This window comes from Mucilaginibacter lappiensis, assembly GCF_900155965.1.
GTDB classification, from domain to species: Bacteria; Bacteroidota; Bacteroidia; order Sphingobacteriales; family Sphingobacteriaceae; genus Mucilaginibacter; species Mucilaginibacter lappiensis.
The window spans coordinates 598,690-621,019 of sequence record NZ_FTMG01000002.1; the positions used below are offsets into that span (position 1 = coordinate 598,690).

Here is a 22,330-nt window from a genome sequence, read left to right on the forward strand (position 1 = left end):
CTGAGCCTGTCAAAGGGTTGCGCGCAGAGGCTTGCCCACCATACTTCGACGGTGCTCAGTATGACACCCTGTTAATAGGCCAGCAGTTTACCCACCGTTTCATCCAATCGTGCCTTCGCCAAGAACTGGTCTTCCAGGTCCTTGTTCATGGGGATAGCAGTATCCAAGCTACCGCAGCGCATCACAGGGGCATCCAGGTATTTAAAACAATGCTCGGCTATATGGGCAGCTATTTCTGCGCCAAAGCCACTGGTGAGGGTATCTTCGTGCAATACCAAAGCCCTGCCCGTCTTCTTTACGCTTTCTTCCACCGCTTCGTGGTCCCAGGGCAGCAGACTGCGCAGATCGATGATTTCGAGGGATAGTTCCGGGTGTTTTTCGGCATATTCCAAAGCCCAGTGTACACCTAACCCAAAGGTGATAATACTGGCTTGTATACCCTGCTTTACCACATTAGCCTTGCCAATTTCTATCAGCACATCATGATCAGGCACATCACCGCTGATGCTGCGGTACATATACTTATGTTCAAAATAAATGACCGGGTTGGGGTCGTCAATAGCGGCTAACAGTAAACCTTTGGCATCGGCCGGGAAAGCTGGGTAAACCACTTTAAGTCCGGGAGTTTTGGTAAACCAGGCTTCATTACTTTGTGAGTGGAAGGGGCCTGCGCCAGTGCCCGCTCCCGTAGGCATCCGCACTACTACATCAACCGCCTGTGCCCAGCGATAGTGTGTTTTGGCCAGGTTGTTAATGATCTGGTTAAAACCGCAGGTCACAAAATCGGCAAACTGCATTTCAACAATAGCTTTGTAACCGTTCAGTGCCAGGCCCATACCTGTGCCTACTATACCCGATTCGCAAATGGGGGTATTGCGTACACGTGGCTTGCCAAATTCTTCCACAAAGCCCTGGGTTATTTTGAAGGCGCCGCCGTACTCGGCAATATCCTGGCCCATGATCACCAAATTGGGATGTTTGCGCATGGCCTGGCGTAGGCCATCGCTTATAGCATCAATATAACGTTTATGGGTTGCCGGGGTTACCGCTGGTTGACTTACCGGGAACTGGTATGGCTGGTACATGTCCCGTATTTCGGTGGCTATGTCCGGTACAATATCTGCCTCGTTGTATACTTTTTCAAATTCCGTTTCAATAAGCGTGGTGATCTCCTTTTTGAATACAGGGATCCATTCGGGGCGGATCACGCCTTCGTCCAGTAAATATTTTTCAAAATTGGCTACAGGATCTTTGCCGGCCCACCATTCAAATAAATTCTTCGGAACGTATTTGGTTCCAGAAGCTTCCTCGTGCCCTCGCATCCTGAAGGTCATACACTCCAGTAGAACAGGTCGCGGGTTTTCGCGGATGCTTTCATTAATCTCCTTGATGGTATGGTAAACCTCCAGTATGTTGTTGCCATCAATGCGGCGGCCTTCTATACCGTATCCTACCGCTTTATCAACCAGCTTTAAACAATTGTATTGTTCATTTACGGGGGTCGAAAGCCCGTAGCCGTTGTTCTCTATCAAAAATATAACCGGCAGTTTCCAAACCGAGGCAATGTTGAGGGCTTCATGAAAATCGCCTTCGCTGGTGGCACCCTCGCCGGTAAATACCAGGGTCGATCTTTTTCGTTCGGCTAAAACATCGGCCAGGGCAATACCATCGGCCAGGGCCAACTGCGGCCCCAGGTGCGATATCATCCCGATGATCTTATATTCCTGCGTGCCGAAATGGAAAGAGCGGTCGCGCCCCTTGGTAAAACCCGAAGGCTTGCCCTGCCACTGCGCCATCAGCCGGGAAAGCGGGATATCCCGGGTAGTAAAAACACCCAGGTTCCGGTGCATGGGCAATATATATTCATCGCTTTGCATGGCCAGCGTACTGCCCACGGCAATAGCTTCCTGCCCTATCCCCGAAAACCATTTGCCAATACGGCCCTGGCGTAAAAGGATCAGCATCTTCTCCTCAATGAGGCGCGGCAGCAACAATTTTTTGTAAAAAAATGTTAAATTTTCGTTATTCAGGCTTTTACGGTCAAAAATCATAGTGTAAAACTACTGAAGTTTTTAAAACTTTGTATGTTTGGTAATCCTATCTAATAACTATGAAACGAAACGGACTTTTACTCCTCGCGCTATTGCTGATTATTGGGTTTGCCGCCAGCTCGCAGGATTATTTTTTATTGCCCGAAACTTTTAATATGAAAAAAGGCGACAAGCTGAGCCTGCACTTGTTAAGCGGTAATGAATTTCAAAAAGATGCGGAATACCGGTATAAAGACGCCAAGATTTCCAAGTTTATGCTTTATGAAGGATCGAAAAAAACGGACCTGAGCCAGGCCCCTAAAGATACATCGGCCAATGTGTTGAATTACAAGTTGGAGAGTAGCGGAATGGCCCTCATTGAGATGGTGAAAAGCGAAAGCATCGAATCGGAAAGAAATAAATTCTTAAAATACCTGGAAAACGAAGGTCTGGATAAAATAGCCGAAGACGCCAAGAACAGCAACCAGCAGTACTTTGTCGAAAAAACAAACCGGTATTTAAAAACGCTGATAACAGTAGATAAACCCAGTGGTAAAGATTTTGATAAACCGCTGGGCGAGACCTATGAAATAGTAATACAGCAAAACCCATATAAAGCCAGCTATGGCGATGATGTAACTGCCAAGATATTATTTAAAGGTAAACCTTTAAAGGACGCCGTGGTGATTGTGTATATCAGAACGATAAACGGTAATGTGTTTCCGCAAAAATTGAGCTCTGATGCCCAGGGGCAGATCTATTTTAAATTAAGCCGCGAGGGCGTATACATGATCAGCTCGGTACATGTGGAAACGTCAACCGATAAAAATGCCGATTTTGAAAGCTGGGGAGCCACATTCACTTTCGCGTTCAAAAACGCCGATAGCGCACCTAACACTTATAAAGAGTTTGGCTTTGGCGATAAGCATTGAGGTAGATGTGCGGATGTGCAGGTTTAAGATGTGCAGATGTTTAGAAAATAATCAGTAAAACTAGTTTGTCATTCTGAGCGTAGCGAAGAATATACTCTTCAATATGCATATCTGCGAATAGATCCTTCGCTACGCTCAGGATGACAACTTGAAATGTAAATCGCCCATATTATTTAAAATTTTACATACCCAAACGTAGTCAGCTGTTTACTGCTGCGGTTGGCATCGGTAACAATTAATGCGCCATCGCGGTAAAGCGCTATCCCTTCCCAGTTATTTTTTGGCGCCGGGAAAGCTGAGGTTACCTGTTTCCAATGTTTATCTTTCCGGTTCTTGAGCATCACGATACGGCCATAGCTGGTGCTTTTCTTTTTCAGGTAATCCGGGCTGTTAGTGATATTATCCTTCAAATCGGGAATAGTTGTTTTTATACTTTCTTCCTGGTTTTTAAGTTGATCGTTATTCAGGTAGGCATCATAGTCGCCGTTCCAAAAGTAATTGATGCCGTAGATCTTATCTTTTTGTGTAGCCGTCATATCCGTTATCCTGAAATAAAGGAATGGTACTTTTACAGATTGCGGCGCTTTCTGAAACGAAGTATCAATGAGGTAGCCCTTACCACCACCGGGCATGCCATTGTACTCGTAATAAGCCAGCAGCTTTTTCTCTTTAGGCAGCCAGGTTACACTTTCAAAACCAGCGTTGTAAATACGCAGTGGTCTTTTGAGCGTTGCAAAATGCAGGGGATCAATAGTGATGGTATTTTGCAGGGTATCCAGAGTGCCCCGGAGTAAAAAGCAATAATCGTAAGTGTCGTTAGTTTCGATAGATAAGTAGGCTGTATTGTTAACGATGCTTATCGCTTCAAAACCTTCATAATAAGTTTTTACCGAATCAGGTAGCTTGTCCAGGTTTTTAACGCGTACAGCCCTGTAGGTGGTTAATGCGGTGTCCTTGCCGTCAATCACGCGGCCAACGCTATCGGCTAGCAGGCTGTATAAAAAAAAGTTGCCGTTGAGCTTGGTTTCTTTATGACTTCCATATTGCGGTTCCAGGTAAACCCTGCCGGCGTATAGAGTCATGCCCGAAAACTCTTCATTTACACTGCTGATATTTTTTGGAAGAGGGATGTTTTTATAAGCGCTTTGACTGTAAACGATGCCTGAGAAAAATAGGATGCTGATAAATAAAGCAAAGGATAAATATTTTTTATACATGGATATTCCAATAGCTGATGGATACTTTAAAGGTAGGCAAATCGTTCTGTTTTAAAAATGCGAAGTTGATGCTAAAAGCTAAAGGCACAAAGCTTAAAGCTCTATTTTATACCATAGTGGCCTTGAGCTTTCTGCTTTGTGCATTAAGCTTTTATTTCCTCGCCTCATAAAAACCTATATATTTACGGGCAACGACAAAAATTTAACAAATTTTAACATTTAAGCGGGCATTTTTTTTGGCGAAAAAATGTTAGTGTGAGTAAGTTTGCCTACCGAACAAAAAAGAAGCATGGAAGAATTAAAAAGTAATACTGAAAACGTTTCATCAGGCACTGTACCTGGTAGCTTATCGTATTCAACCGATATCAGGGCGCTGAATGAAATGATACAAAGAGAAAGCGCTTTTATCGATATCCTGAAAATGGAAATGGATAAAGTGATCATCGGGCAAAAATATATGGTGGAGCGATTACTGATCGGTTTGCTGGCCGATGGGCACATCCTTTTGGAAGGTGTTCCGGGACTGGCAAAAACGCTGGCCATCAACACGCTGGCTAAAGCGATACAGGCCGATTACAGCCGTATCCAGTTTACCCCCGATCTTTTACCCGCCGATTTGCTGGGTACCATGATATACAATCAGAAAAAAGAAGAGTTCATTGTGCGTAAGGGGCCACTGTTCTCCAACTTTATCCTGGCCGATGAGATCAATCGTGCGCCTGCCAAAGTGCAAAGCGCGCTGCTGGAAGCGATGCAGGAACGCCAGGTAACTATTGGCGATAACACCTTCCCGCTGCCAAACCCTTTCCTGGTACTGGCAACCCAGAATCCCATTGAGCAGGAAGGTACCTACCCGCTGCCCGAAGCGCAGGTCGATCGTTTTATGCTGAAAGTAGTGATCAACTATCCGGACAAGGAAGAAGAGAAACGAATTATCCGCGCCAATATATTACCGGGCGGTATGCCAAAACCTTCACCTGTTATTAAGCCGGATGAAATTGTGCGCGCCCGTAAAATTGTAAGGGAAGTATACATGGACGAAAAGATTGAGCAATACATTATTGATATTGTTTTCGCCACCCGTTTCCCGGAGCAGGCTAAATTGGCGCACTATAAAAACCTGATCACCTTTGGCGCATCGCCAAGGGCCAGTATCAATTTGGCACTAGCCGCAAAGGCCTACGCGTTCATCAAACGCAGGGGGTATGTGATCCCTGAGGATGTGCGTGCTATCTGCCATGATGTACTGCGTCACCGTATCGGTTTAAGCTACGAGGCCGAGGCAGAGAACATCACCAGTGAAAATATTATTACAGGGATATTGAACGTGGTAGAAGTGCCTTAATAGCCGGCCCCCTCTAAATCTCCCCCGGTAGGGGAGACTTTAAGTTTTATGGAGGGGTGGTAACAAATGTGAGGACTTAAAAGGGAAATTAAACACTGCAATCAAAAAGTCTCCCCTACCGGGGGAGATTTAGAGGGGGCTTATGGATACCAAAGAACTGCTAAAAAAAGTAAGGAAGATCGAGATCAAGACCCGGGGGTTAAGTAACCACTTATTCTCGGGCGAGTATCATTCGGCTTTTAAGGGCCGTGGAATGGCTTTTAGTGAGGTGCGTGAATACCAACTGGGCGACGAGATTCGTACCATCGACTGGAACGTAACCGCCCGTTTTAACCACCCTTACGTGAAAGTTTTTGACGAGGAACGCGAGCTTACCTTTATGCTGCTGGTTGACGTAAGTGGATCCGAGAATTTTGGAACGCAAAATCAGCAAAAGCAGGACATTGCCACCGAGCTTTGCGCGGTACTGGCATTTTCGGCCATACAGAATAATGATAAGGTGGGTGTACTGTTTTTTAGCGATAAAATCGAGAAGTTCATTCCGCCTAAAAAAGGCCGCAGCCATATCCTGATGATCATTCGTGAGCTGATTGACTTTAAGCCCGAAAATAAGGGAACTAACGTTGCCGAGGCGCTCAAATTCTTTACCCGGGCCATCAAAAAAAAATGTACTGCTTTTATTATCTCCGATTTTATAAGTCCCGCTTTTGAGGATGAGTTAAAGATCGCCAATAAAAAACACGACCTGATTGCCCTGCGCCTTTATGACAAGCACGAAGAAGAGTTCCCGAACCTGGGCCTTATCCCGATGAAGGACGAAGAAACCGGCGAACTGCTCTGGGTGAATACCTCCGATGAGGCTGTACGTACAGCCTTTAAAGCTGAGGGGCTAAGGAGGAACGGTCAGCTAAGGGAAACTTTTAGCCGCTCCGGAGTAGATTTTACCAGCATTGGCACCCATGAATCATACGTGAAACCACTGATGACATTATTTAAAAAGCGGGAAGGCAAAAGATGAGTTTTATGTTATACGTTATACGTTTTATGTTTGACGTTGTACGTTATATGTTATATGTTATACGTTTGGCTTTTGAGGCTACCGCAGTTATTGGTTTTCAACGTACAACGTCAAACATACAACGTATAACCTATCGCTTATCGATACTAAGTATCCTGCTTACCGGGTTTGCTTTCCAAAGCAGTGCCCAGAATGTGGAGGTTGGAGCCAGAATTGACCGTAAGGCTATTAAAATAGGCGAGCAAACACAGCTGCACATCACTGCCCGTATGCACGTGAAAGATCAGGTTGATTTCCCGGTACTGGCAGATAGTATTGCCAATAAAATTTTGATCGTAAGCGGTAAAGCCGATACAGTAGTTGATAAAAGTGATGCCAGTATCGAAACTATCGGGCATCATTATACCATTACCGCATTTGATAGCGGCGAATATGTTATCCCGTCTTACGCGTTCCATACAGCAAGCGGTGAGGTTAAAACCGAGCCTTTGAAGCTGATCGTGGCCACCGTTGCGGTTGACACTACCAAAGCCGCTTATGACATCAAGCAGCCGCTGATTGTTCAGTATACTTTTTTAGACTGGCTGATGGATCACCTGACCCTGGTAATCATTATAGAAGCGGTTATATTGATTGGCGGGATACTTTTTGTGATTTATTACGTCCGGAAAAAGAATAAGAAAGAGGTAGTGGTAGAAGAGCCGAAACCGTTGGTGCCTATTCATCTGTTAGCGCTGCAAAAACTAACCGAACTGCGCAACAGAAAGCTGTGGCAACAGGAGCAGACTAAACAGTACCATACCGAGCTTACCGATATCATTCGTGATTATTTAGAAAACCGTTATGTGATCAAAGCGCATGAACAAACCTCCGATGAGATATTCACCAGCCTGCGCTACATGGATATAACTGAAGAAAACCGCAACGCGCTGCGCCAGGTACTGATACTGGCCGATTTGGTAAAATTTGCGAAAGAAAAGCCATTGCCGCAGGATAATGAACAAAGCATGGATAATGCCGTTGCCTTTGTAAACAGAACGCAGCAAGCCATTCAACCACCCATTGTAAAGCAAGAGGATAACAAATGAGCTGGTTTAAAGGAATAGAGTTTGCCCATCCGGGGTTTTTCTGGTTGTTTATCATCATACCATTAATGGTGGCCTGGTACGTTTGGAAACAGCGCCAGCTACAGGGGACGCTGGGCGTACCTACTTTAAAGAGTTTTGCCTTTAAAAAAAGCTATACCGCCCGTTTCAGGCACGTGGGCATCGCGCTACGATCATTGGCTATTGCTGCCTTAATTGTGGCGCTGGCAAGGCCGCAGTCGTCATTAAGCTGGCAGGATAGTACTACCGAGGGTATCGACATTATGATTGCCTCAGATATTTCGGGCAGTATGCTGGCCGAAGATTTTAAACCCAACCGCCTGGAAGCAGGTAAAAATATCGCTATTGATTTTATTAAAAACCGCCCCAACGATCGTATCGGCCTAGTGATCTTCAGCGGTGAGAGTTTTACGCAATGCCCGCTCACTATCGATCACGATGTATTGATCAATGTATTCTCGGATATTAAGAACGGGATGATTGATGACGGAACGGCTATAGGTATGGGACTGGCTACCGCCGTAAACCGCTTAAGAACCAGTACCGCCAAAAGCAAGGTAATCATTTTGCTTACCGATGGTTCCAACAACTCCGGTTCTATACCGCCCATCACGGCTGCCGAGATTGCTAAGCAGTTTGGGGTAAGGGTTTATACCGTGGGTTTGGGTACCAATGGTTATGCGCCTTACCCGGTGCCTACACCAATGGGAATACAATATCAGCGCATGAAGGTTGATATTGACGAAGGTACGCTATCAAAAATAGCCAATATTACCGGGGGCAAGTATTTCAGAGCAACCAATAACGAAACACTGAGACAGATATACACACAGATTGATAAGCTGGAGAAAGCTAAGATAGATGTAACCCAGTACCGAAGAAAAACAGAGATGTTTTTGCCCTGGGCTATCATCGCGCTGGCATTATTGTCGCTTGAGTTTTTATTAAAAAATAGCTTGTTCAAAGGAGCTTTAACATAATTAAATTAGAATCAAGAATTTAGAATCAAGAGTCAAGAAAATAATGGGTTTAATCAATAAGTTATAGTAAGGAATTTGGAGTCAGCAATATTTTTGCATTTGTCTTGACTCTTGATTCTTGGCTCCCGGTTCTTAACAAAAAAGAAGATGCTACGTTTTGCACATACAGATATTTTATGGGGATTGCTGGTTATTCCGGTATTTATCCTGCTGTTTATTTTGGTAAGCCGCTGGAAAAGGAAAGCCATTGCCTCCTTGGGCGATAAAACGGTGGTGCGCCTGATGATGCCGCAGGTTTCGTTCTCCAGGCCATGGCTCAAATTCATATTTTTTGTGGTGGCCTATGCTTTTGTGATCATCGGCATGGCCGACCCGCAGCTGGGATCCAAAACCGAAGAAGTAAAACGCAAAGGCGCCGATTTAATGATACTGCTTGATGTATCCAACAGTATGCTGGCGCGCGACCTGGCGCCAAACCGCCTGGAAAATGCCAAGCGGGCTATTTCGCAACTGATAGACAGGATGCATGATGACCGTATTGGTTTGATTGTTTTTGCAGGCGAGGCCTACGTACAATTGCCCATGACCACAGATTACTCGGCAGCCAAGCTGTTTTTAAATACCGTAAGCACGGGCATGGTCCCTACCCAGGGCACGGCTATAGGAGCGGCTATCGAGCTCGGTGTGAAATCATTTGATTTTAAGAACGGAACGGGTAAAGCCATGATCCTGATAACCGATGCCGAAAATCATGAAGATAACGCTATGGAGGCCGCATCGGCAGCCAAAAGCAGAGGTGTTATGGTGAACGTTATTGGAGTGGGTTCGGCAGAGGGCGCGCCTATTCCGGCTGAGCCGAATAACCCCGGAAGCACCGATCGCGTGGATAACTCAGGCAATAAGATCATCACCAAGTTGAATGAACAAATGGGTAAGGATATAGCCGTTGCCGGTGGTGGCATCTACGTAAGGGCCAATAACTCCAACAGTGGTTTAAGCATTGTGATGGATCAGATAGCTAAAGTTCAGCGCAAAGAGTATGATAACAAATCATTCAAGGATTTTGAGGACCGTTTTCAGTTTTTTCTGGCTATAGCGTTGGCTTTATTGGTGGCAGAGTTTTTTATATCTAACCGTAAAAACATGCGGTTAAGTGCGTTGAAATTATTTGAAGTAAAAAAGTCATGAAGCAATATATCATCGTAGTTATATTAGTGCTGCAGGCTTCTGTCCTTTTTGCCCAGCAGGAAAAAAAGTATATCAGGCAGGGTAACCAACTTTACCAGCAGCAAAACTATAAGGATGCCGAAAACAACTACCGGGTATCCATCGGTAAGCAAGGAAAAACCGTTGCAGGTAATTTTAACCTGGGCGATGCCTTGTATAAGCAAAATAAATACGCCGATGCCGGGCAGCAGTTTAGCAAGATAGCGGCAGCAAGCAAAAATAAAAACGTGTTGGCCAAAGCCTATCATAACCTGGGCAACTCCATGTTGCAGTCAAAAAAACTGGAAGAAAGCGTAACGGCTTACAAGAAATCGTTACTGAACAATCCCGAAGATGAGGAAACCCGCTATAACCTGGCGTATGCCCAGGAAAAGCTGAAACAAAAGCAAAAACAGGATAAGAATAAAAACAACAAGAACAAAGACAAGAATAAAGATAACAAGGACAACAAAGACAAGGATAAGAAGGATCAGGACAAAAAGAACGACGATAAGAATAAGGACAATAAAGATAAGAAGGACGATAATAAAGACGGCAAGGATAAAAACGACCAGAACAAGAATAACGGTGATCAGAAACCCGATCCAAATAACGTATCAAAAGAAGATGCGGAACGCATGCTGGAAGCCCTGAACAACGACGAAAAACAAACGCAGGATAAGCTGAAAAATAAAAAGCAAAAGGGCGCCAAAATGCACATAGAAAAAGAATGGTAGCACGTTTGAGTCTTAAGTCTGCTGTTCTAAGTCTTTAGTCTTAGATCCTTGGGCTTAAGTTGAACATTATCATTTATTTTACTTAGAACTACAGGCTTAAGACTTTAGACTTACGACTTGATAAGAATGAAAAGAAAATACTTCATATTGTTATTACTACTGCTGAGTACAAGCCTGCTTTTTGCTGCCGATATTCATTTTACGGCTTCGGCAAGTAAAACAGAAGTGAGTACAACAGAGCAGTTTCAAGTAACTTTTACCATCAATAATAACGGCGACCGTTTTACGCCGCCCTCATTTACCGGTTTCCTGGTAGTGTCTGGCCCTAATGTATCTACTAGCATGGAGGTTATCAATGGTAACGCCTCTTCTAGTATGGCTTATAGTTATGTGCTGGTTGCTGTAAAAGAGGGCTCCTATACCATTGGGCCGGCAACTATTTTTTCGGGTGGCCGGCAACTGAGTACTAAACCAATGAAGATAAAGGTGGTAAAAGGTTCTGCTGCTCAACAGAATAATGCTGCCGCGGCGGCAGCGGCCGCTCAGTCGCAAAGCGCCCCCGATAGCCGGGTTACGTTGAAAAGACCGGGTACGGATATTAATAAATCATTATTCATCAGGGCCGATGTAGATAAAAGTAATGTTTACCTGGGTGAGCAAATCACGTTAACCTACAAATTGTATACACGGGTAGCTATAGTTGGTAGTGAGCCTGAAAAACTTCCGGATTTGAACGGCTTTTTTAGCCAGGATATCAAAAGCGCGAATCAGAACCCGAATTGGCATGTGGAAACTTACAAAGGCGTAAAGTTCAACGTGGCTGATATGAAAAAGAATATCCTGTTCCCCGAGCATACGGGTAATATCACCATTGATCCGATAACTATGCTGTTTGTGATTCGCGAGGCCGCCAAAGCAAGCGACGACGATATGTTCGGGCAGTTTTTCGGTACCTACAATGATGTGAAATACAAGATCAAAAGCATGCCGACCATTATTCATGTAAAGCCATTACCTCCAGGAAAACCCGATGGCTTTGGTGGTGCCGTGGGTAAGTTCTCTATCAGTACATCACTGGATAAAAAAGAGATCAAGGCTAATGATCCCATCAATTATAGCATTAAAATTTCGGGAACGGGTAACCTGAAGCTGTTAAAGCCTTTAAGCCCGGTTTTTCCTGCCGATTTTGAGAAGTACGATCCAAAGACTGAGGACACCATTGCCGAAAAAGAAAGCGGCGAAACAGGCACTCGTATCTATAGCTATTTGCTGATACCCCGACATGAGGGTGATTATAACATCGATCCGCTTAAGTTTTCGTACTTTAACCCGGCTACCGGCAAATACGTATCGCTGCCAACCCAGGGCTTCATGATAAAGGTAAACAAAGGGACACTGGAAAATAATGTAACCGCTTTTTCGGGTGCTGATAAACAGGATGTAAAACTATTGAACAAGGATATCCGCTATATTAAAACCAGCGGCGATATCACCAAAAATGGCGAAGGTTTTTATGACTCGAACCTATACTATAGTTTACTGGCCTTTGGTCCGCTTTTGTTTTTAGGTGCGCTGATATACGGTAAATGGTACGAAAAGCATAACAGCGATATTATTGAGGTAAAAAAACGGAAAGCGGGCAGAATAGCAGCCAAACACCTGGCCAGCGCACAGGCGCAGTTAAAAGTCAATAATTCCAAGGCTTTTTACGAAAATGTGTTCAGGGGGCTGTATGGTTACTTAAGCGATAAGTTGAATATTGCCGCAGCCGACTTGAACCGTGAAAAGATTGCTTCGGAACTGAAGGCACGGTCGCTGGACGAAGGCCTGATCAATGAACTGCTGGATACGCTTGATCTGTGCGATATGGCGCGTTATGCCCCGGTATCGGGTATTTCGGAACAGCAGATGTTTGACAAAGCCAAAAACATGATCAATGACATTGAAGATAAAATATAGATGTGCAGATATGCAAATGTGCGGATGTGCAGATTATAGATGTGCGGATGAAATCATCTTTCAAAGACTTACGAAGTTTTTAAAACTTTGTAAGTCTGACTATTTAACGGCAGATGAAATCACTAATTCAATAAATCACTAATTAATCACCCCGATGAGGCGTATTATATATTTATTATTGTTTATCATATCACCGCTATTGGCTTTCAGCGATGATGCTACATCGGCGCTGTTTAAAAAAGGTAATGCCGAATATGCCAAAGCGCAATATAAAGAGGCTATCACTTCCTACCAGAAACTGGTTGATGGTGGTTACCGCTCGGTTGCGGTTTACTTTAATTTAGGTAATGCCTATTACAAAAACGACGATATACCATCGGCATTGCTGTATTATGAAAAGGCGCACAAGCTTTCGCCGGGCGATGAGGATATCCGCATCAATATTCAGCTGGCCAATTTAAAAACCACCGATAAGTTAGAAGCCACACCAGAGTTTTTCATTACCAAATGGTGGCACGGATTTATCCTGGCCTGCTCCTTAGGTACATTGGCTGTACTGAGTGTGTTGCTAATATTGGCCGGGGCCTTGTTGTTGATCTTATATCGCTTTACCCAATCGGTAACTGTTAAAAAAGTATCTTTTTACTCGGCTTTAGCGCTGGTGTTTTTAGGGTTGGTTTGCATTTTTGTAGCTGGTCGCCAGGCCGATTATTTTGACAGTCATCACGAGGCCATTGTTTTCAGCGGTTCGGTGACCATCAAAAGCGCGCCTACCCTGAAATCGAAAGACCTGTTTGTACTGCACGATGGCACCAAGGTTGATATCCTGGAACATAATAATGATTGGGTGAAAATCAGGCTATCTAATGGAAACGAGGGCTGGATAACGGCTACGGATATCAGGGAGATATAAGGTGATGGTGGTCCATAGTCGATGGACCATAGACCATGGTTTAAGGAAACTCAACGATGACTCATCAACTATGGACTATCGACCATGGTTGATGGAAACTCAACCATGACTCATCAGCTGGTATGAACTATCGACTATGGTCCATGGTCTATCGACCATTAACTATAAACAGCAAAGGTCTTATCGCCTACTTCCAGCAAATTCAACACATCTTCTTTGGTACCTGTAAATGGTCCTGATGATTCTATTTTGAAGCTGGCCATTGCGGCTGCGAATTCGCCGGCTTCCTGGAACGATGCACCTTTGATACGCTGGTATAAATAGCCGGCCATATAGGTATCGCCACAGCCGGTAGCATCAACAACCGCTGTAGGGATGTAGGCAGGCACGTTGTAAAAAAGACCGCCGGCATAAATTACGGAGCCCATGCTACCCAGGGTAATCACTACTTCTTTCACGCCCCAATCGGCCAGTACCAACGCGCCTTTTTTAATATCTGTCAATCCGGTAAGGGCCTCCAGTTCGTGTTCGTTTACTTTTAAAATATCAATGTATTGGAGGGCCTCTTTTTTGGCGGGCCAATCAACAGGGATCACGTTTTTATCTTCCACCTTGCGTAAATAGCCCTGCGCATCCAACGATACCCTGCCACGACTGCTCAGCTCTTTGATGAGACTCACCGGGATATCATCGGCCAAAAGCGGACCTAAGTGAAATATCTGGGCATTAATTCCCTGCAATTGTTCTACAGTAAAAGGATCGGCTTTCTGAAGCACACGTTGAGTACGGTGATCCTGATTGCCGGAGTAAATATTTTCGAAATATACGGTATGGGCGCAGGTAGATGCATGTACCTCGGTGCCTTTGGCGCGTAAAGCTTCAACGGTAGGCATTTCGCTTTCTGCCAGTGAGGTTACCAAAGTATAGCTCACATCCATATGACGGATGGCGCTCGAAAAATAAAAAGATGTACCACCGGCCATATGTTTAACCGCCTGTGGTGTCACCACTTTATCTAACGTAATATGCCCTATGCAACAAATATCGTACATGTAGTTCCTGTTTAATGATCCATTGCCCTTGCTGTTTTATATCAGGAGCAAACCGCAAAGGTAGGTAATAAGATGGTTTATTAAATGTATAATGCTGGTTACATGCAAAAAAATGACATGTAGCGGGTATTTTTTGCTACTTCGATATTAAGTTAAGAATTTAATATCGAACACAGAATAACGATGTTGAATTATGAATAAAAACCCTCGGAATTTGATATTCTTTTGAAGGATGTTGGACTCCGTACTCCGCTAAATATTGCGTATATTTATATGTATAAACAGCCCGGGTTTCCACTCAAAAAGGAAATCCGGGCTGTTTTGTTAAGGGAAAATAACCAGCCGTTTGTAACCTGGGAGTTTCTTAAAGAACAGCCAACAAAGTTACCCCGCTCATTGCAATCATCAGGGCATCTTCTACAATGGTAACAGTGCTCATGGGTAAATTAAAAACAGCCCCGAGACAGGCACACTGGATTTTGCGTTTGTTGAGTACACTTTGCAGTACGCCTATCAAACTTACAGTCATCACCACAAAGGTGACTGCATTTACCGCAAAGGGCTGCACATCCAGCGCGAAGGCTATACCCAGCCCCAGCTCAACAAAAGCATAAATATACCCCCATGCCTTGAAGCGTTTGGCTACAATATCATACATGGAGTAGCTATCGGCAAAGCCTTGCAGGTTAAGCAGTTTGAAAAAAGAAAACGTGAGGAAAAAACCGCTCATAAATACGCGCATGGCGGTCATGGTCATAAACCCGTGCTCCATATATCCTGCTATAATAGCTATGGTTAAAATATAGCCGAAAATGAGCAGGATGGGTTTGTAGGTGGCCAGCCAGGTACGGTTTTCGGTATCCATATCCATACTCATGGCAGAGGTATGCTGTACCTCGGTAAGCTGATATTTGGGATAGTTTTTTAAGGCATCCTGCAGTGCAGTTGTTGGGATATGCTGCGTCATGGTGATATCCGCAGTGCCTTCGGCAAGGGAAATATCTATCTTTTGTACATTTTTTACCTGTGAAAGCAGGGTTTGAACTTTATTTTGACAACCGCCGCAGGTCATGCCAGTTATTTGATAAGTGTGTGTCATGATTTATATTAAATTGATAACACAAATTTACCTACAACACTGCCGGCTGGCTTTACAGAATTATGGATGGTTGTTATAAGATCTTTATCGCAAAGGAGGCGGTTTATACATCATCGATATTTTTGCGGGCGTGCTTTTGCAAACCCTTGAATTGCGAAGGCGTCATCCCGGTTACCTGCTTAAACTGGGCCGAAAGATGCGCTACGCTACTGTAACCTAATTGATAAGAGATCTCCGACAGACTCAGCTCGTTATAGATTAACAGTTCTTTTACTTTTTCAATTTTTTGGGCGATGTAATACTTTTCTATCGTAGTGCCCTCAACGGATGAAAACAGATTGCTCAGGTAACTATAATCATGATGCAGATGATCGGCTAAGATGGTCGAAAGTTTTAATGGGTTGGCAGTATCGGTATAATGTACCAGCTTAATGATCTCGGTTTTTATTTGCTCAATCAGGCGGCTTTTCTGATTGTCTATCATTTCGAACCCCAGTGCTGTCAGTGATTTTTCCAGTTGCTGAAGCTGTTGGTCGCCCGGTTTTTCTTTGAGGCTGATCTCGCCCAGCTCCACACTTAAATGTTCCAGGCCGGCTTTTTCCAGTTCGGTTTGTACCGCCATTTTGCAACGGTTACATACCATGTTTTTGATGTACAGTTTCACAGATTTCAGATGTGCAAATATGTAGATGTGCAAATATGCAGATTTCAGATGTGCAAATATGCGGATTTCAGATTTGCAGATGAATTATGACCTCAAATCCATTATCACCACATTTACAATCCACACATCCGCATATTTGCACATCTAAGGTCTATTCCTCAACTGCCAAAACTTTATTGCTGGGACTCAATAGCCTGGCGTTTTCGGCCAGTTTAATGAACTCTGCACGATAACCTTCGCTGTCGTCGCCTTTGGCCGCGCGGGCCATTTTAATGGCCTGGTCATAAGTAGAATGTTGTTTGAATTGCGAATCGCGCAGCAGCATACCAAATTCAGCTACGGCAGCGGCGAACCGAAAATCGGTTGAGGTGGAATTTAAGGCTACCGGCTTATCATATACTTCTGTATGACTCATTTTACTTACTGAAGAAGTAGGTTGTTTGTACCGGAACTTGATGGTCAGCATTTCATCGGATGAACTGGTATAAGGCACAGGCTTTGGTTTTTGATATTTCAGCGGATCAACGCTGCCCGAATAGTCGTCTTTAACACCGGCGGGTACAATTTCGTAAAAAGCAGTTACGGTATGGCCAGATCCCATATCGCCGGCATCTTTTTTATCATTGTTAAAGTCCTCCTTGTTCAGCGCGCGGTTTTCATAGCCCAGTAAACGGTAGGCTTGCACTTTGCCGGGGTTAAATTCAACCTGCAGTTTTACGTCCTTGGCAATCGTAAAAAGAGTTCCGCCAAACTCACTGATCAGGGTTTTGCGGGCTTCGGTAATGTTATCAATATAGGCATAATTGCCATTGCCTTTATCGGCCAGGGTTTCCATTTTGCTGTCTTTGTAATTACCCATACCAAAGCCCAAAACGGATAGGGATATACCGCTTTCCCGTTCTTTCTCAATCAGTTTTTCCATATCGTCATCGCTGGATGCACCTACGTTGAAATCGCCGTCGGTGGCTAGCATCACGCGGTTATTGCCGCCTTTCATAAAGTTTTCCAGGGCAATTTTGTAGGCTAATTTAATACCCGCGCCGCCGGCTGTTGAGCCACCTGCCTGCAGGTTATCAATGGCATTGTTGATGGTGGTCTTTTTATCGCCCGATGTGGCCGGTAAAACCACACCTGCAGCGCCGGCATATACCACAATGGCTACCCTGTCTTGCGGGCGCAATTGGTTAACCAGCATTTTTAAAGATGATTGTACCAACGGCAATTTGTTAGGCTCATACATTGATCCGGAAACATCAATCAAAAATACAAGATTTGATGCCGGCAGTTTATCATTAGGGATGGTTTTGGCTTTCAGACCAATGCGCAGCAGGCGGTGATTACCGTTCCATGGCGCGGTGGAAAGTTCGGTATGTATAGCAACCGGTTCGTTATTGGTTGGGCCAGTCAGGTTGTAATGAAAATAATTGATCATTTCCTCAATGCGTACCGCATCGGCAGGTGGCAGTTGACCATTGTTGATAAAACGCCTTACATTGCTGTACGAAGCCGCATCAACATCAACAGAAAAGGTAGATAATGGCTCGCTTTCAACAGTTTTAAAACCATTTTCGTTAATGCCTTTATAGCTTTCATTATCAGTAACCGGAGATGGCATGATTTGTATTTGATTCATCTGAACAGATTTGTTATAATGCCTCGCGTTTTTACCGGCGATGACCCCGGCTACTGGTGCTGAGTACTTTTGATCGGTTTGTGGTGCACTAACAATAGCAACCGCCCCGGTTATCTCTTTTCTATGCTGTATACCGTAACCTGTTATCACTACTTCTCTTAAGGTTTGATTGGATGCTTTTAGATGAACATCAAGCGTATTGCTTTTGCCGATTTTTATAGTTTGTGATTCAAAACCTATAAAACTGAAAGTGAGATTGCTTTTACCTGCGGGCACATCAATAGCATAATGTCCTTTGGCATCGGTCTGCGTGCCTTGTTTGGTTCCCGTGATAGTTACCTGTACCCCGGGGAAGGCCTGGTTTTTGTCGTCATAAATTGTTCCACTGATGTGGCGGTCGCTGGCAGGCTTAAACCCGGTTAGGCCCGCGAATATTAAAATGAATAGTAGCTGTTTCATTTGATAATTATTGATTTACTGATTTAGTGAATTAGTGATTTTTATAGCGACAGAACCTCATCTGCATATTTGCACATCGGGGATCTGCACATTTGCTTTCATTTTAATAAGGATGTTACAGCAGCTTAATTTCCATAAACGATTTAAAAAATTTATTTTGGCGGTGTTTAATGACCAATTTTATCAAACCAAATAAACTAAATTCATCAACTGATGCCGAACTGTTAGCTGTTTACCGTGATAACGGTGATCTTGCTGTTTTAGGGCAGCTGTATGAAAGATATATGCCTTTGGTTTATGGCGTTTGCTTAAAATATCTGAAGGATGAAGAGCAGGCCAAAGACGCCGTGATGGGGATATTTGAGGAGTTGGTTGTTAAAGTAAAACAGCATGATATCAGCATATTCAGGAGCTGGTTGTATGTGCTGGGGCGCAATTATTGCTTGATGCAGTTAAGGAGCAGTAAAAAATTAGAGGTGGTTGCTTTGGATGAGGTTATGGAATTTACCCCGCTTTTGCATCCTGATGATAATAACCGTGAAGAAGCTTATAAAGCCTTGGAACGCTGTATTGATAAACTAACAGGAGCGCAGCAACAAAGTATTGATCTGTTTTATTTAAAAGAGAAGTGTTATAAAGAAGTGGCTGATATAACCGGGTTTAGTTTAAATGAGGTGAAAAGTTATATACAAAATGGCAAACGGAATTTGAAAATTTGCCTGGAGAGCAGTGAGCAATAAAAAAGCCGACATATCGCAGATCAGGAAGTACCTTAACGGGGAGCTTAATGCCAAGGCTATGCACCAGCTGGAGCACGAAGCCCTTGACGATCCGTTTTTGATGGATGCCCTGGAAGGTTATGAAATGAGCGGGAAAGATCAGCAAGGAAACCTGAGCAAACTGGGCGGTCGCCTGCAGGAACGTACCGCCGAAAAGAAAGGTAGGGTTATTTCATGGAAGGTGTGGTCAATAGCGGCCTCCATTTTAGTAATATTAACTATTGGTGGATTATGGTTGAAAAATTCATCTCCTATAGTTGAAAGAGAAAGAGTAGCGGATGTTGTGCAAGCCCCGCAGGCCAATAAAACACAGGTGGTACCACCTAAAAAAGATACTGTAGTTGTTCCAAATACGCCTGCAGCTCATCCTGAAGCATTGGTGGCACAAAACATAAAACCAGCGCCTGTAGTGAAAGATGTTATTAAGCAGCCTGTTGCCCAACCCAATGATAAGGCCGTTTATCAACAGGAAATATCTGCTACGGATAATAAACAAGCTGCTGCATCTCCAGCAACTGATTATGCGTATAATAAGGCTAAGCAGCCTGCAAGCCCGGTTTTACGCGAAGTTATTATACCCGCCTATAAAAAAGATAATACCCAACAGTTAAGTGAGGCCGTGGTAATAGGTTATACTTCGCAAAGTAAAAAGGATAGCCTGGATAATACCATAGCCTTGAGACGATCGAAGGCAGCCAAAGCATCTATATTACCCGGGAAAGTAGACGGGTTAACGGTGATTCCGGCAGATCCTAAATCACAGGCTGAAGCCAGCCGGATAACAGGTATCATTATTTCAAAGGGTGATGGCTCGCCGGTAATTGGGGCAGCTATACGTATCAAAGGAACTAATAAATCAACAGTAACGGATACCAATGGTAAATTTGCACTTTCGGCCTCGCCCTCGGCAAATGAGACCCTTGACATTGCATCCATAGGCTTTGAGCGTAAACAAATAAGCGCAAAAGTAGGTGATAGCTTAAAGGTTGAGCTGAAGGATGCCTCCAGTTCGCTTAACGAGGTTGTGGTAACAGGCTACGGTAGCAAAAAGGATGATGATTTAACCGAACCGGTATCGCAAAATGCGCACCCGCAAAATAACTGGAGCGACTTTAAAAAATATTTACAAAGCAATGCGGTTTTGCCCGATGGTAGCATCGGTAATGTAAGCGTAAGTTTCACCGTAGCGGCCGATGGATCATTAAATGATTTTAAGATCAAGAAAGGCCTGAATACAGTGGCCGATCAAAAAGCCATCGACCTGATCAAAAACGGGCCATCATGGATTGGGAACAATAACCACAAGCCCGAACAGGTTACTGTAAAGGTGAAATTCCAGAAGCAGCAATAGGGCAAATAAGAAAGAGCGATGAATTTTTTCATCGCTCTTTCTTTTATGAGATATTTTCCCGATCAGGATTTCTTATTCTTATCGGCAAAAGAAAATACTTTTTGCAATAATGGCGTAGTGCGGGCGCCTAAATTCTGGCGGATGTTCAATTCCTCTTTCGCTATTTCGATAAATAAGCCCGAGATAGCTTTTTGAGTAGCATAATCACTGATATCCGGATTCAATTTTTTTACAAATGGCACTTTATTGTAAGCTTGTGCAGCATCAGTATAATACTTAGTGGCGTTAGCTTTGTTCAGGCTGCCTTGTATCACCGGTTTAAATTTAGCCGATAACTGGGCGGTAGTAGCATGTTCAAAATATTGCGTGGCCGCATCCGGATTTCCCATCAAAATGTTGGTTACATCCTGCAGCGACATATGCTTAATAGCATCCACAAAAATAGGTTTTGCCTGTTTCGCAGCATCTTCAGCAGCGCGGTTAAGTGATAATATCACATTATCGCACAATTTACCCATACCCAGGCTGCGTAATGTTTTTTCGGCCTTTTGAGCTTCTGGCGGGAAAAGTATTTTAACAGCAGCGTTTCCAAAAAAACCATTAACTGCCGATAGCTGGTCTGAGCTTTTGCCTGTAGCTACTTCAAGCGCCTGTTTAAGACCATTACCTATCTCCAGGTTGGTGGGTATGGTTTGGGTTGGCTGTACTGCAGCATGTGCAGTCTGGTCGGGTGTGTCGAAGCTGGCTAACGTTATCAGTGCCAGCAATCCGGTAATTACTAAAAACTTTGTTCTCATAATGATTAAATTTAGTAAAAAATTGCAGGCAATAAAAAAGTTATCCTATCAGGTGTATCAGTGCAAATATACCCCCGGCAATAAGGGCTGATACAGGTATAGTAATGATCCAGGCCCAAACCAGGTTAATGGTAACGCCCCAGCGTACCGCCGAAACGCGTTTGGTTAAACCTACACCAATAATAGAACCTGTAATAGTATGTGTTGTTGAAACCGGGATGCCAAATCGTTCGGTAATAAATAAGGTAACAGCACCTGCTGTTTCCGCGCTTACACCTTCTAACGGGGTTACCTTAGTGATTTTGGAACCCATGGTTTTTACAATTTTCCAACCACCAGACATGGTGCCTGCTGCAATAGCAGTATAGCAAGCCAGCGGGATCCATTCCGGCATCGGTGCACCAGATTTAATTACACCAGAGGTAATTAGCGTTACATATAATATACCCATTACTTTTTGGGCATCGTTACCACCATGCGCAAAACTTAACGCTGCTGCTGATAAGAGTTGCAGTCTTTTAAACCAGCGTTCGGCAACGGCAGGTCTGGCCCTTTTACAGATATGCAGTATCAGGATGGTAATGAGGTAGGCTATAACCAAACCAATAAACGGCGCTAAAACTATATAGGCTATGATGGTTAATACATAGTGCATTTCAATCGCATTCAATGGATTAACGTGCATATAGATAGCGTTGGCCATACCCGCACCGGCAAAACCACCGATAAGCGTGTGTGAAGAACTTGAAGGGATACCAAACCACCAGGTTATTAAATTCCAGGATATGGCTGCAATTAAGCCAGCGAGTATCACATGGATGGTCACAAAGTGCTCCAATACAATCTTGGAAACGGTATTGGCAACTTTATGATCTTTGATAAAAAAGTATGCTGCGAAATTAAACACTGCCGCCATCAGTACTGCCTGGAAAGGTGTTAATACTTTGGTAGATACTATAGTGGCGATGGAGTTGGCTGCATCGTGAAAGCCATTGGTATAATCAAAAATAAGTGCCAGGGCAATTACGACAACAAGTAGGGAGGTAACCATTT

19 protein-coding genes are annotated in these 22,330 nt (G+C 43.9%); 11 read left to right on the forward strand and 8 right to left on the reverse strand.

Annotated features, from left to right (window positions below):
• Positions 1 to 71: 71 nt before the first annotated feature.
• A complete protein-coding gene (locus BW976_RS06700) occupies positions 72 to 2,051 on the reverse strand; it encodes an alpha-ketoacid dehydrogenase subunit alpha/beta (RefSeq protein ID WP_076371661.1) in 1,980 nt (659 codons plus the stop codon).
• A 59-nt stretch (positions 2,052 to 2,110) separates the two neighbouring features.
• Here BW976_RS06700 and BW976_RS06705 point away from each other — a divergent pair, with 59 nt between their 5' ends.
• Positions 2,111 to 2,962 carry a DUF4198 domain-containing protein gene (locus BW976_RS06705; protein ID WP_076371663.1) on the forward strand — a complete coding sequence of 284 codons (852 nt, stop codon included), beginning with the start codon at positions 2,111 to 2,113 and terminating at the stop codon, positions 2,960 to 2,962.
• Positions 2,963 to 3,135: 173 nt separating this feature from the next.
• Here the strand turns inward: BW976_RS06705 and BW976_RS06710 are convergent, their stop codons facing one another.
• Positions 3,136 to 4,179, reverse strand: a complete 1,044-nt coding sequence (locus BW976_RS06710; protein WP_076371665.1) for a hypothetical protein — start codon at positions 4,177 to 4,179, stop codon at positions 3,136 to 3,138.
• Between the two features lie 289 nt (positions 4,180 to 4,468).
• On the opposite strand from BW976_RS06710, the gene BW976_RS06715 reads away from it, so the two are divergent.
• The 8 genes from BW976_RS06715 (at position 4,469) to BW976_RS06750 (ending at position 13,443) form a co-directional block, all read left to right on the forward strand.
• Positions 4,469 to 5,524 (forward strand): AAA family ATPase, encoded by a 1,056-nt coding sequence (locus BW976_RS06715; RefSeq protein WP_084192087.1) that lies wholly within the window; start codon positions 4,469 to 4,471, stop codon positions 5,522 to 5,524.
• Between the two features lie 142 nt (positions 5,525 to 5,666).
• Positions 5,667 to 6,542 (forward strand): DUF58 domain-containing protein, encoded by an 876-nt coding sequence (locus tag BW976_RS06720; protein WP_076371667.1) that lies wholly within the window; start codon positions 5,667 to 5,669, stop codon positions 6,540 to 6,542.
• Positions 6,543 to 6,547: 5 nt separating this feature from the next.
• Positions 6,548 to 7,630 (forward strand): BatD family protein, encoded by a 1,083-nt coding sequence (locus tag BW976_RS06725; protein WP_245834649.1) that lies wholly within the window; start codon positions 6,548 to 6,550, stop codon positions 7,628 to 7,630.
• Positions 7,627 to 8,628 (forward strand): vWA domain-containing protein, encoded by a 1,002-nt coding sequence (locus BW976_RS06730; protein ID WP_175614057.1) that lies wholly within the window; start codon positions 7,627 to 7,629, stop codon positions 8,626 to 8,628. The genes BW976_RS06725 and BW976_RS06730 overlap by 4 nt, the downstream gene beginning before the upstream one ends.
• Positions 8,629 to 8,775: 147 nt before the next feature.
• Positions 8,776 to 9,816, forward strand: coding sequence for a vWA domain-containing protein (locus BW976_RS06735; RefSeq protein ID WP_076371669.1), 1,041 nt, complete (start codon positions 8,776 to 8,778; stop codon positions 9,814 to 9,816).
• Positions 9,813 to 10,571, forward strand: coding sequence for a tetratricopeptide repeat protein (locus BW976_RS06740; RefSeq protein ID WP_076371671.1), 759 nt, complete (start codon positions 9,813 to 9,815; stop codon positions 10,569 to 10,571). The genes BW976_RS06735 and BW976_RS06740 overlap by 4 nt, the downstream gene beginning before the upstream one ends.
• A 126-nt stretch (positions 10,572 to 10,697) precedes the next feature.
• Complete coding sequence (locus BW976_RS06745) at positions 10,698 to 12,530, forward strand: BatD family protein (protein WP_076371673.1); 1,833 nt, start codon at positions 10,698 to 10,700, stop codon at positions 12,528 to 12,530.
• A 154-nt stretch (positions 12,531 to 12,684) separates the two neighbouring features.
• Complete coding sequence (locus BW976_RS06750; protein WP_245834650.1) at positions 12,685 to 13,443, forward strand: tetratricopeptide repeat protein; 759 nt, start codon at positions 12,685 to 12,687, stop codon at positions 13,441 to 13,443.
• A 158-nt stretch (positions 13,444 to 13,601) separates the two neighbouring features.
• Here the strand turns inward: BW976_RS06750 and BW976_RS06755 are convergent, their stop codons facing one another.
• From BW976_RS06755 to BW976_RS06770, 4 genes are all read right to left on the reverse strand, one after another.
• Entirely contained in the window at positions 13,602 to 14,495 is an 894-nt protein-coding gene (locus tag BW976_RS06755; RefSeq protein ID WP_076371675.1) for a PfkB family carbohydrate kinase, read from the reverse strand.
• Positions 14,496 to 14,859: 364 nt separating this feature from the next.
• Positions 14,860 to 15,594 (reverse strand): heavy-metal-associated domain-containing protein, encoded by a 735-nt coding sequence (locus tag BW976_RS06760; RefSeq protein ID WP_076371677.1) that lies wholly within the window; start codon positions 15,592 to 15,594, stop codon positions 14,860 to 14,862.
• 103 nt (positions 15,595 to 15,697) lie between these two features.
• Positions 15,698 to 16,258 (reverse strand): AraC family transcriptional regulator, encoded by a 561-nt coding sequence (locus BW976_RS06765; protein WP_245834651.1) that lies wholly within the window; start codon positions 16,256 to 16,258, stop codon positions 15,698 to 15,700.
• A 151-nt stretch (positions 16,259 to 16,409) separates the two neighbouring features.
• Complete coding sequence (locus BW976_RS06770; protein ID WP_076371679.1) at positions 16,410 to 18,350, reverse strand: vWA domain-containing protein; 1,941 nt, start codon at positions 18,348 to 18,350, stop codon at positions 16,410 to 16,412.
• Between the two features lie 170 nt (positions 18,351 to 18,520).
• Between BW976_RS06770 and BW976_RS06775 the strand changes: the two genes are divergently transcribed.
• A complete protein-coding gene (locus BW976_RS06775) occupies positions 18,521 to 19,090 on the forward strand; it encodes an RNA polymerase sigma factor (RefSeq protein ID WP_076371681.1) in 570 nt (189 codons plus the stop codon).
• Positions 19,080 to 20,480, forward strand: a complete 1,401-nt coding sequence (locus BW976_RS06780; RefSeq protein ID WP_076371683.1) for a carboxypeptidase-like regulatory domain-containing protein — start codon at positions 19,080 to 19,082, stop codon at positions 20,478 to 20,480. Before BW976_RS06775 ends, BW976_RS06780 begins: the two co-directional genes overlap by 11 nt.
• Before the next feature lie 62 nt (positions 20,481 to 20,542).
• On the opposite strand, the gene BW976_RS06785 is transcribed toward BW976_RS06780, so the two are convergent.
• A complete protein-coding gene (locus BW976_RS06785; RefSeq protein ID WP_076371685.1) occupies positions 20,543 to 21,277 on the reverse strand; it encodes a DUF4197 domain-containing protein in 735 nt (244 codons plus the stop codon).
• A gap of 40 nt (positions 21,278 to 21,317) precedes the next feature.
• A complete protein-coding gene (locus BW976_RS06790) occupies positions 21,318 to 22,328 on the reverse strand; it encodes an inorganic phosphate transporter (RefSeq protein ID WP_076371687.1) in 1,011 nt (336 codons plus the stop codon).
• Positions 22,329 to 22,330: the final 2 nt, after the last annotated feature.